This is a genomic window from Paenibacillus sp. Root444D2, assembly GCF_001426375.1.
Lineage (GTDB): Bacteria > Bacillota > Bacilli > Paenibacillales > NBRC-103111 > Paenibacillus_E.
This window is the reverse complement of sequence record NZ_LMEO01000034.1, coordinates 1-11,591: the sequence shown is the minus strand read 5'-3', so window position 1 is coordinate 11,591 and position 11,591 is coordinate 1. Positions and strand designations below refer to the sequence as shown.

The 11,591-nt window shown below is 43.9% G+C and carries 12 protein-coding genes; 5 read left to right on the top strand and 7 right to left on the bottom strand.

What is annotated here, in order from left to right; translation table 11 throughout:
• Nucleotides 1-249: 249 nt before the first annotated feature.
• From ASD40_RS18530 to ASD40_RS18520, 3 genes are read left to right on the top strand one after another with little or no spacing between them, the layout of a single operon-like run.
• Nucleotides 250-1,776, top strand: a complete 1,527-nt coding sequence (locus tag ASD40_RS18530) for a spore germination protein (protein ID WP_057304659.1) — start codon at nucleotides 250-252, stop codon at nucleotides 1,774-1,776.
• Nucleotides 1,777-1,802: 26 nt separating this feature from the next.
• Nucleotides 1,803-3,038 (top strand): Ger(x)C family spore germination protein, encoded by a 1,236-nt coding sequence (locus ASD40_RS18525; RefSeq protein ID WP_057304658.1) that lies wholly within the window; start codon nucleotides 1,803-1,805, stop codon nucleotides 3,036-3,038.
• A 22-nt stretch (nucleotides 3,039-3,060) separates the two neighbouring features.
• On the top strand, nucleotides 3,061-4,161 hold the full coding sequence (locus ASD40_RS18520) for a GerAB/ArcD/ProY family transporter (protein WP_057304657.1): 1,101 nt from the start codon (nucleotides 3,061-3,063) through the stop codon (nucleotides 4,159-4,161).
• Between the two features lie 64 nt (nucleotides 4,162-4,225).
• Here ASD40_RS18520 and rplT read toward each other — a convergent pair whose 3' ends face one another.
• From rplT to ASD40_RS18495, 5 genes are all read right to left on the bottom strand, one after another.
• Complete coding sequence (rplT, locus tag ASD40_RS18515) at nucleotides 4,226-4,585, bottom strand: 50S ribosomal protein L20 (RefSeq protein ID WP_028553998.1); 360 nt, start codon at nucleotides 4,583-4,585, stop codon at nucleotides 4,226-4,228.
• Between the two features lie 40 nt (nucleotides 4,586-4,625).
• A complete protein-coding gene (gene rpmI, locus ASD40_RS18510) occupies nucleotides 4,626-4,829 on the bottom strand; it encodes a 50S ribosomal protein L35 (protein WP_029199203.1) in 204 nt (67 codons plus the stop codon).
• A gap of 32 nt (nucleotides 4,830-4,861) precedes the next feature.
• Nucleotides 4,862-5,362, bottom strand: coding sequence for a translation initiation factor IF-3 (infC, locus tag ASD40_RS18505; protein ID WP_047681158.1), 501 nt, complete (start codon nucleotides 5,360-5,362; stop codon nucleotides 4,862-4,864).
• A gap of 226 nt (nucleotides 5,363-5,588) precedes the next feature.
• Nucleotides 5,589-6,824 (bottom strand): glycosyltransferase family 2 protein, encoded by a 1,236-nt coding sequence (locus ASD40_RS18500; protein ID WP_057304656.1) that lies wholly within the window; start codon nucleotides 6,822-6,824, stop codon nucleotides 5,589-5,591.
• 354 nt (nucleotides 6,825-7,178) lie between these two features.
• The gene (locus ASD40_RS18495) at nucleotides 7,179-8,363 is read right to left on the bottom strand and encodes a glycosyltransferase family 4 protein (protein WP_200957433.1); all 1,185 of its coding nucleotides are present in this window, start codon (nucleotides 8,361-8,363) and stop codon (nucleotides 7,179-7,181) included.
• 188 nt (nucleotides 8,364-8,551) lie between these two features.
• Between ASD40_RS18495 and ASD40_RS18490 the strand changes: the two genes are divergently transcribed.
• The gene (locus tag ASD40_RS18490; protein WP_057304655.1) at nucleotides 8,552-9,079 is read left to right on the top strand and encodes a phosphatase PAP2 family protein; all 528 of its coding nucleotides are present in this window, start codon (nucleotides 8,552-8,554) and stop codon (nucleotides 9,077-9,079) included.
• A 4-nt stretch (nucleotides 9,080-9,083) separates the two neighbouring features.
• A complete protein-coding gene (locus ASD40_RS18485) occupies nucleotides 9,084-10,214 on the top strand; it encodes an MGDG synthase family glycosyltransferase (protein WP_057304654.1) in 1,131 nt (376 codons plus the stop codon).
• Between the two features lie 164 nt (nucleotides 10,215-10,378).
• Here ASD40_RS18485 and trmB read toward each other — a convergent pair whose 3' ends face one another.
• Nucleotides 10,379-11,110, bottom strand: coding sequence for a tRNA (guanosine(46)-N7)-methyltransferase TrmB (trmB, locus tag ASD40_RS18480; RefSeq protein WP_057304653.1), 732 nt, complete (start codon nucleotides 11,108-11,110; stop codon nucleotides 10,379-10,381).
• A gap of 75 nt (nucleotides 11,111-11,185) precedes the next feature.
• Entirely contained in the window at nucleotides 11,186-11,386 is a 201-nt protein-coding gene (locus ASD40_RS18475; RefSeq protein ID WP_057304652.1) for a hypothetical protein, read from the bottom strand.
• Nucleotides 11,387-11,591 lie beyond the last annotated feature (205 nt).

The window sequence follows — 11,591 nt, the reverse complement described above, 5'->3', positions numbered from 1 at the left end:
ACAGCTCCGAGGTGACTTCGTACGTAAGGGATTAAGGCGATGGTTTCAGCAAGTCCAACGCTCTCTGCGCATAAGTGCCCTTATTACTTCTTCCTCTTCATAGCCGATTCGTTAGTGTAGATCACCATATATAATATGATTTAGAGATTATTATATGCATCCCCTGAAGAATAGTCAATAGTCAAACTGAATAAAACAAAATCAGGTGAGAGAAGATAATACCAATCTAGGAAAATTAGGGGGCTACTGATGAAATCGTCCCTGCCAATCCCATTCCCGCTTTCAACAGACCTGCAAGAGAATATTGAACGGATCCTGAAAAGGCTTGGGACAAGTTCTGATGTCATAATTCGCCGTATGGATGTTGGTATCTTTCCCGATACTAATGCGATTGCTCTGGTATACATAGAGGGTCTCGTTAAATCGGAAGCGGTTAATGATCATATTGTTAAGCCCCTTCTAACCTCTCAAGAAACCGAGTTTTACTGGAACCAAGAAATTTGTTTTCATGACTTATTGAGACAAGCTTTAACCATTAGTAATTTGACCGCCACAATTGAGGGCGTAGACCTCTTGGCAGCTCTCTTGGACGGTAACACCATCATTATTGCTGACGGCTACAATGAAGCATTAATCGCTGGTACAACAGGGTGGGATAAGCGTGCCATAGAGGAACCTCAAACACAGACCGTCGTAAGAGGTCCGAAAGAAAGCTTTACAGAAGACTTGCGAACCAATACTTCCCTGCTGCGGAGGAAAATTAAATCGCCCGATCTTCGGTTTATTACCCTGCGATTAGGTCGGTATACGCAAACTGAAATCGTCATCACCTATTTGGATGGAATTGCTGAAGAACATGTCGTTCAAGAAGTCAAGAATCGCCTAGACAGGATTGACGTCGACAGCATCCTTGAGAGCGGGTACATTGAGGAATTCATCGAAGATAGAACTTACACCCCCTTCCCTACCATTATGAACTCAGAAAGGCCAGATGCCGTCGCAGCTGGCCTTCTAGAGGGACAAGTTGCCATAATCGTCGATGGAACTCCTTTTGTCCTGCTTGCCCCAGTAACCTTTTTTAGATTTCTACAGTCGAGTGAAGATTACTATCAACGTTTTGATATTGCTACTTTCGTCCGCTTTATTCGCTATATCTCTTTTTTCATTTCCATGCTTCTCCCATCCTGCTATATCGCCGTCACAACCTTCCACCAAGAGATGCTGCCGACAACGTTGCTGATCAGCTTGGCTGCACAGCGGGAAGGCGTCCCTTTCCCCGCTATTGTTGAAGCTTTCCTGATGGAAATTACGTTCGAGGTTCTTCGGGAAGCCGGCATACGAATGCCTCGTGTCATTGGTTCAGCCATATCTATCGTCGGTGCACTTGTGTTGGGGCAAGCTGCTGTGCAAGCTGGTCTTGTTTCAGCGGCTATGGTCATTATCGTTTCCTTCACAGCCATTTCCAATTTCGTTACGCCTGCGTTGAATATGGGGATAGCTGCCCGATTAATCAGGTTTGCCCTTATGCTGCTCGCTGGCACATTTGGCTTGTTTGGGATCATGGCAGGATGCATGGCCATCTTGATTCATTTAGCCTCTCTCCGTTCTTTCGGGGTCCCTTATCTGACCCCTCTTGCCCCTCTTGTTTTATCAAAATTTAGAGATATTCTTCTCCGAGTGCCTTGGGGGAAAATGGCTGGGCGTCCCATAAGCGAAAATTACACCAGACAAGCACCGAATATGAAGCCGTCTCCTTCAAAGAGAGATAATCACTGATTTGCCATTAAGGAGGTGCTAGGTAAATGGGAACAAGCTTCTTTCACGGCTGGCTTCGCTTACTTACAAGCATCTTCTTATGCCTACTGCTATCTGGATGCTGGGATCGAATCGAGTTAAATCAACTCGGAATCACATCGGCAACAGCCATCGATTGGAACGGGAAAGACTGGACTGTTTCTTACCAGATTGTCATTCCTCAGACGATTTCGAGTCAAAGCATGGGTGGAAATGCCAGCCAGCAAGCACCCGTCATCGTATTCTCTACGAGTGGTGATTCCATTCGAGGTGCGATTCAAAAATCAAGCTTGGAAATGCCGCGTGCTCTGTTTTTTGCCCATAATCGAATTGTTGTCATTGGTGAAGAAGCGGCTAAGCATGGCATTTCTCAACTTATGGACACCTATTTGCGCAATGCGGAATCTCGAGAAACTGTCAGCCTATTCGTAACTAGAGGGGAAGGAAGAAGAATTCTGGAGCAGGTTGCGCCCCTTGAGAAGCTGCCTGGAGCCGCCGTTCGCAATATGATTCACAATGAAGACAAAAACGGTTCTAATTTTAATCAAGTCATGGTTCACAATGTCATGATGGGAATGACGAGTGACTCTTCCTTTACATTAATTCCTGAAGTAATCATTTCTGGCATCGGCATTAGGCCTGACTCTTCTATAGCAGAGTTAAAAAAAACAACTTCTGCAAACAAATTAAAATTGGGTAGACTTGGTATTTTCAAAAAGGATAAGCTTGTTGGCTGGTTTACATCCGATGAAGGATACGGCATTAATTGGATCCGGGATACGATTAATAAGACCGTTTTGCGTATTGGCTGTTCCAAAGGAAGTAAAGATTATAAATCCGCGATTCGAATCACTAAAGCGACAACCAAACTGAAGCCAATCCTCACTAGTGACGGGCAATGGGTTATGAAGGTGGAAGCAAATGCTGCTGGTGTTCTTATTGAGAATGGCTGCAATGACGACGTTTCTAAGCTAAAGGGTGTTAAAGTCACGGAAGACATTGCAAATGAGGAAGTTAAGAGCTTAATGACCAAAGCCTTTCAAGCTGCTATCGAGAAAAATGCGGATGTATTTGGTTTCGCAGATGTGATTCACAGAAAACATCCTAAGGTTTGGAAGAACATAAAGAACGACTGGGAACAACAATTCCCTACCCTCCAATTAGAGCCCAGTGTTCATATTAAGATTGACCGAATTGGAATGAGTAATAAGCCTTTTAATCAGCTACTGCACGACCACGAATAGTAAGTTATGGAGGGGGGTTACTATGGAGCGCATTAGCAATTACCAACTAGCCGTCACAATCATTCTTTTCGAAATAGGAAGTACACCCTTATTTGCTTTAGGCAGCGGCGCTAAGCAGGATTCCTGGCTTGCCATGCTGTTCGCCGCTGCAGCGGGTTTGCTTTTATTAATCATGTTTTTGTACATACAACGAATAGCACCAGAAGAGTGTCTGATCGGGCTCTTAAAATTATGTTTTGGGTCCAAAATAGGAACTGTGATCGGGGGATGCTTTGCCCTTTATTTTGCCTATGAATCCATGAGAAACCTTCGAGATTTTGGAGAGATAACGAATTTAACACTACTAAGCTCGACTCCCCAATATGTTACGATGCTCGTTATTGTATTACTTGCTACTTACGCAGTTGCCATGGGTATCGAAACATTCTCCAGAGTGAATGAGGCCCTGTTGCCGCTCATTTCCCTTAGTTACGGAGCGTTGATATTATTGATTCTGATTTCTGGAATCCTCCACAAAGACAACCTATTACCTATACTTGATAATGGACTTCGTCCCGTAATCAAAGCTGCGTTCCCGGATATTTTATCGTTTCCATTTGGACAAATGGTGCTTTTTTTCATGATATGGCACCTGATGTCTGAAAAGCAAAAGATGAAGCGAATCAGTATACTCTCTTATCTCAGCGTTTCCGCTTTTTTAATTCTAATGAATATATTAAACCTGATGGTGCTTGGGACAACTATTGTCGCAAATAGTACCTTGCCTTTTTTGCAGGCCGTTCAGTTAATACAGGTTGGTGATATTTTGGAGCGACTGGACGTCATGGTCACCTTGCTTTTATTTCTGGGTTTATTTGTGAAAATGACCGCTTTCTACTGGGGAGCCGTTTATGCATGTACCCAATTATCGCGTTCAACAAGTAGACGCCTGTGGGTTTTCTATGTAGGTTTTATTATTTTTATCACATCGTTTATAGAACCGAACTATACCTATCACGTGTGGCTTGGCTTGAATGTTAGTGTAAAGTTTTTCCCTGTTTTTCAAGTCGTTATTCCACTGTTGATGTTCTTGGCTGTACTGTTTCGTAAACATCGTCGAGCAGAAACGCGATCCAACGTTTAAACCTCGCCCATTTCATGCAAAAAGAAGCCTGCTCCCTAAAGGGAACAGGCTTCTAAGAACGCAATTACGCGTTTACTTTTGCTTTTGCAGCTGTTGCCAAATCGTTGAACGCTTTGGAATCATTCACAGCTAGATCAGCCAAGATTTTGCGGTTTACTTCGATACCAGCCAATTTCAGGCCGTGCATCAATTTGCTGTAGCTAAGGCCGTTTTGACGAGCGCCTGCATTGATACGTGTAATCCACAGTCTGCGGAAGTTACGTTTCGTTTGACGACGGTCACGGTAAGCATACACTAAAGATTTCATTACTTGTTCTTTAGCTGTTTTAAATAAGCGATGTTTGGAACCGAAATAACCTTTTGCTAGTTTCAAAATTTTCTTACGACGGTGAGCGCGAATAAATCCGCCCTTGACTCTTGCCATTGTTAACTACCTCCTGGGATGTATAAATAATGTTCGAATATTAACCTTTAATGTTAGAAAGTTGTTGTTTCAGACGACGTACATCGCCTGGAGCCATAACTGGGTTTGTTGCAAGAACACGTTTAGTACGTGAAGATTTACCGGAAAGCAAGTGGTTTTTACCTTGTTTGTATCTCATCACTTTGCCTGTGCCAGTAATTTTGAAACGGCCTTTCAAGCTGCTGTGTGTTTTCATTTTCGGCATGGTGTTTTGTTCCTCCTAATTTAGTATAACGCCTAGGTAGTGACTTTCGGCGTTAAGATCATGATCATGCTTCTTCCCTCAAGCTTAGGAGCGCGCTCCTGTGAGGAAATGTCAGCTGTTTCAGTAGCTAAACGTTCAAGCACTCTACGGCCAATCTCCGAGTGCGCTATTTCACGACCACGGAACCTGACGCTGGCTTTGACTTTATCGCCTTCGCCAAGAAACTTAACGGCATTACGAAGCTTCGTTTGGAAATCGTGCTCATCGATTGTCGCGCTTAAGCGAATTTCTTTGATATCCACGATTTTCTGGTTCTTGCGAGCTTCTTTTTCTTTCTTCTGTGTTTCATAACGGAATTTACCGTAATCCATAATGCGGCATACTGGCGGCTTAGCCGTCGGTGCCACATTTACCAAATCCAAATTCGCGTCAAGTGCGATTTGAAGAGCTTCGCGAATCGGCGTGATGCCGAGTTGTTCTCCGTCCGCCCCAATCAGGCGTACTTCCTTCACACGAATCTCGTCATTAATCATATGGTCTTTGCTAATAGTATTCCACCTCCAAAAAGTATGTAACGCTCTCTCTAACAATATAAAAAAGATGCGGGCGCAGTGGCCCACATCTTCATCAATAACAGGTTCATGCAAACCTATTGTACATTCATGACGATTCATTCAAACCAGCCAACGGTGTCGGTCAGGTGAGAAGCGGGCGCTTCTGCTTTTACTTGAAATATAATATCATCTCATTCAGAGAAAGTCAACTCACTTGTTTACTTTTCATTTCGTCTAGACGAATCACACGTGTATGCTCCGTATGGCTCCATTGTTTGTTGTTTTGCGTGAAGAACGCATAGAACGTAATTGGCCACCATGAAAGCATAAACACTGGATAAAGAATTAAATATTTATATACTTTGCCAGGTGCCTTCTCAACTAACATGGAAATAGGCAGCAGCACATAAATCGCTATGCTGACGGTGTTAAAGAAAATAGGATTGATATCGGCAAGCATAGGTGTGTCTGACCAACCCGGAGTCACCGATTTAATCCAAAGCAGCACAGAGATAATCGCACCGAAAAAGAAATTATATACGTTAGCGGAGTAGATAGCCGCGTCAATCTTCGTCCAGCTGCCCTCTTTGATACCTTGCCACAATAGGGGGAAGAAATAACGCTTGGCCACATCAAAATGTCCTTGCATCCAGCGCAAACGCTGTTTGGCAGATACTTTAAACGTTAGCGGCTTCTCATCATAAACAATCGCCTCATAGTTGTAGGTCGGCCTGATACCGAGCTTAATGCAGCGCATGGAGAACTCAAGATCCTCAACAAGGCTGGTAGCACCCCATCCAATCTGTTTAAGCAGCTTGGACTCAAAGCACATTCCTGTGCCGCCCAAGTAGTTAGCAAGCCCTAAGTTTGTGCGGGGCATTTGCCAGAAGCGGTTTGCAAAGTAGTACGAGATTGCGTAGGAACCAGTAACCCAGGAATCGGTAGGGTTCTTACTGTCTAAGTAAGCTTGAATAACTCTGGAACCGGAGCAAAGATCATTGTTCATATGGATCAAGTAATCAGGGCTTGAAAGATTGTCTGCATCAAACATGACAATAGCGTCATACTGACGCTCCCGCTTCCAAAGCACCTTCAGCATCCATTCGATCGCGTAACCTTTCCCTCTCAGGTTCGGGTTATGGCGCTCCATGGCATGAACACCATGACTGCGTGCAATATCCGCTGTATTGTCTGTACAGTTATCACAAATTACGAAGATGTCATAAAGCTCTTTGGGGTAATCCAAAGCCTTTAGATTCTCGATCAATGCGCCAACGACCTGCTCTTCATTATGAGCCGCGACTAATACAGCAAACGATTTCTGTGGAGCGAATTTCTGTTTGTTTTTAGGACGGTACCATCCGAAAAAAGTTAAAAACAACTGATATGCACCGACCAAAGCCAAGCCAATTTGAAAGGTAAGCATAATATTGTCAAGCATGAAGCAAAGTCCCCCTTTTTTGTTTATGCACACAAGCTATCTTTTTATACGCGTATGCGCAGTTTTATGTACAGGTGAATTAATCGTTCTTGATTTTCCTCTCTTTCCATCCATTTGTCAAAGTCTACAATGACGAAAATAAGCCAATTCTCTGAGATTTGGGCGGAACGCGCACAGACTATGCAGCATGTGCTTGAAATCAGATCGTTAATGTCCTGTTTTCAACGTTTTTCATTTTATTGTGTACCAAAAGTTCACCATTTAGACGAACACGATCAAGCTGCCCCCATGTGATACGGGGTTTATTATAATTCACCTGAGCTCTTCCTGACAACTTTTGCGTGGCTGCCCCTGTTAACGGATCATACGGTTTGCATGCATGTGGGACTGATTGGCAGATGTCCTATAGACTACTTCTTCATAGCTGGTCAACAATTGATTAAATATGTGATCCCAAGATTGACGCAGGGTAAACTCCCTGCCTGCAATGGCCAGTCTGTGCCGAGTCTCCTTGGATTCATACAATCTTACGATGGCTTGTGTGAAAGCAGCTACGTCGCCAGAAGGACAGAGTAAACCCGTCACTTCATGCTCAATAGTATCTTGTACCCCGCCTGCAGCAGCTCCAATCACCGTTGTCCCAGAAGCCATTGATTCCAGAACAACATTGCCGAAAGTCTCTGTCGCCGAAGGAAAAAGAAACACATCTGCAGACGCATAGAGTTCAGCTAGCTGTGTCCCCTGAACGAAACCGGTAAAAGTAACTCCCGATGCCCCTCCATAACATTCGCGCAGCACTTCGGCAGACGGTCCGTCACCAGCAATAATGAGATGACAATCATCTCTGATCGCAGCTGGCAGTGCAGTAAAACTATCTAGTGCGACCTCTACACTCTTCTCAGGGGCTAAACGCCCGACATAAAGCATAACGAACTTCGCAGGATCTACACCATATGTCCCGAGTACTGACTTTCGGTCGACAATCGGCTGGAAACGTTCCGCATCGACACCGCGGCTCCAAATCTCTAAATGACTTAACCCTTTGGCATGCAAATGCTGCAAGGTAGACTTAGAAGGCACATACACCTTCTGACAGCTTTGGTGAAACCATTGCATGTATTTCCAGAGCGTAGGCTCCACCCAAGGTATTTTATAATGACTTAAGTATTGGTCGAAGTGAGTATGGTAGGACGCAACTAGTGGCGTTTTGTGTTTGCAAGCATGGTGCAAGCCAAAAAGTCCCAAATTGAAAGGGGTTGCGCAATGAATAATCGTAGGCTGAAAGGCATGGAGGGATTTGCGAACATTGAGGGGATTTGGGATAGCTAATCGACATTCTGGATACAATAAAAAGGGAATACTGTAAAAACGTTCTACACGGAACGGATCGTTGTCACCCTCTGTCATACTAGTAGGAGCAAACACTTTGCAAGCCACATCTTTGGATTCCAAAAATCGCGTCCACCTGCCAAGTGTCTTGGCAACTCCATTTACATCTGGCAGGAATGTATCTGTAAATAAGGCAACTCTCAACCTCATCAGCCCCTTTAACATTTACCTTCAATTCCCTCATTTCACATCATGCTAGCACAGGATTGTTATCGGGAGATCAGAGGAGCGTTAAATTGAATTTCTTAAAATTTATTACTGCGTTAATCTTCCTTTAATAAATGTCCTTTACAATAGACTTATGAAAGTAACGCAAGCAGCGAAGGAGGCTACTACTCATGAGCAGGGTCGTCCACTGGCTTCAGCATCATGAAACACGCGTATTCCACTTTGTGAATCAACGTATCCAGCACTTCTTCCTTGATCATTTATTTAATAAAATCACACATTTAGGCGGGGCCACAGCCTCCATTGCGATATCCTTATGCTTTGCATTGTTCGGGCAAGGCCCACTGCGTACAGCAGGTATTCAAGCTCTCCTTGCCTTAACCATCAGTCACATTCCAGTTGCTATTATTAAAAAGAAATACCCAAGACTTAGGCCTTACCTGGTACACCCTCAAACCATTACTTATAAAAACCCGCTGACGGATCATTCCTTTCCTTCCGGGCATACAACCGCTATCTTCTCAATCATTTTCCCTTTTGTTACAGCCGTACCTGCACTTGGCCTTATTCTCATACCGCTCGCATTAATCGTTGGTCTATCACGTATCTACCTAGGGCTGCACTATCCTTCCGATTGTATCGTTGGATGTTTAATCGGAACGACGGCTTCTCTAGTGACAGTAGCATTCTGGGGGTAAACGAATGGATGTCTTGCATGGTAAAAAACGGGTTCTCATTCTTTCTGAAGGCTTCGGAGCCGGACATACGCAAGCGGCTTATGCACTTGCCGTAAGCTTAGAGCAGCGTTGCTCGACCATTGAGACACGTGTTTTGGAATTAGGTTCATTCCTTCACCCAACAATAGCACCATGGATTATTCATGCTTACAAAAAGACGCTAACCGCTCAGCCCAAGCTTTACGGCCGATTGTACCGCTCTCAATATAAAAAATCGCTAAACCGCTTGACGCAATTGGCCTTGCATCGCATTTTTTATGCACAGACAGCGGCGATTATCCAGCAGTGGGCTCCTCAAGCTATTGTCTGCACACATCCTTTTCCCAGTGTTGTGGTATCTAGACTGAAAAGAGCTGGCTTAGACATCCCGCTATGCACGGTCATTACGGACTACGATGTCCATGGGACTTGGGTCAGTAGAGAAGTTAATAAATATATGGTTTCGACAGAAGACGTCAAAAATAAACTGCTGGGCCGCGGTATCACGGCAGCTCAAGTCGAAATCACAGGAATTCCCGTTCATCCAAGCTTTCGAGTTGCCCACGATAAAGCGAAGATTCGACAGCAATTCCAGCTGGCATCACTGCCTACCGTACTAGTTATGGGCGGCGGCTGGGGATTAATCGGAGGCGATTCGCTCAGTGAGCACCTAATAACTTGGAGAGATCGGATCCAATTCATATTTTGCTTAGGCAATAATAAGAAAGCTCTGGCCAAGCTGGCGATGGACGCCCGCTATCAGCATCCCAATATTCATTTACTTGGATTTACCCAAGAAATTGGCAAGCTAATGGAAGCTTCCGATCTGCTCGTTACGAAGCCTGGGGGTATGACCTGCTCAGAAGGGCTTGCAAAGTCGATCCCCATGCTGTTCTATGATCCGATACCGGGTCAGGAAGAAGAGAATGTTCACTATTTTACCCAGCTTGGCTTTGGTGAACCGATCCGATCTGCAGATACGATTGCGAACTGGTTATCGATGTTGGCTAGCCGGTACACGGATGTAGAGGCTAAGCGCGTTTCTAATTATCATAAAAAGAAAATGTATCTTCCCTCAGCTGATTGTTCAGAGGTCATTATGCAATTACTTGGGTGATTCGCGTGCAAGGATAAACGACTCCATCGTCCTTTTGGGACGAGCGCGTTTGTCAAGGTAGATGCGAAGCAAAAGTATAAAACTTATACTTTCTTATCTACTAAAAAAAGCTAATCTCCTACCGCAATTTATGCAGTGGAAGATTAGCCTTGGTGTGTATAAACTTATTCTGATTTAGCTTTATTCAGCTGCTCTAGATGAGAAGCAAGAACATTTTCACCAATAACTACTTCACAGCGATGAATGTTCATCCCTTGTCCGGCGAACTTCGTTTCGTATTCGGTCATCACATGGTCAGGATGAATCCCATCCACATGCAGGTTTAATGAAATATTTCGCATTCTCAATCCCATATCTGCAAAAGAATTGAGCGAGAATTCGAACAACGATTGCGAATCAGTTTTCAAGTGAATTTCGCCGTTCGCATTTAATATTTGCTGATATTTCTGAACAAAGCCCGGATGCGTTAAACGTCTACGCGCATGCTTTTTCTTTGGCCATGGATCACTGAAATTCAAATAAACCCGCTCTAACTCACCTTCAGCAAAAGCTTCCTCAATATGTTCGATATTGAAAAGCATGAGCTTCAAATTCGGAATGCTTGGCACAGACTCCGCCTCATCATCTGTCTTAACTTCATGAGCATTTCTTGCTTTCTCACTTGCTTTGCGAATCAATTCGTCATACATATCAACACCAATGAAATTAATGTTCGGATATTTCTTACTCATTTCACTAATGAAGCGCCCTTTACCCATCCCAAGCTCCGCATGAATCGGGTTGTTGTTACCAAATAACTCGGCCCATTTGCCTTTATATTCCTTGGCATTCAAAACAACGAGTTCCTTCTGACGTTCTATATCTTCTCGAATTCCTTTTCTTCCCCGTAAACGCATCTACTTTTTGCCTCCTACACGTACAAGCTATCGAATACAAATCATAGTCGATTCGAGGAAAAAAATCAAAGGGAATTACACTTCAAGGGCATGATAATCAATGGTATTCGATGTGGCTGGAAACAGCTTTTGATCCAAGGACCGCAGAACTTTTCGTCTTGCATCCTTCGATATGCTCGGGTCTGCTGCGAATTTCACGCCACTGCTTAAAGCGAATGCTTCTTTAATGGTCAACTCGACAGATATCGTATCGGTAGCTAGGGACATCTGAACCAACTCATTCACCTTCTTTCCTATTGCCTCATTAATGATAGCTTTCGTTAGGATGATGTTCTTTATGAATGGCAGATCATTCTAGTGGTAAAGAAAAACGCCCTCCAATTGGAGAGCACTGCAAAACGAATACAGAATCTGTAAAAATAGACCCAGTGGCGCATAGGCACTGGGTTTGTTGTATACTGGAAGAAAAGGAAAAGTGGAG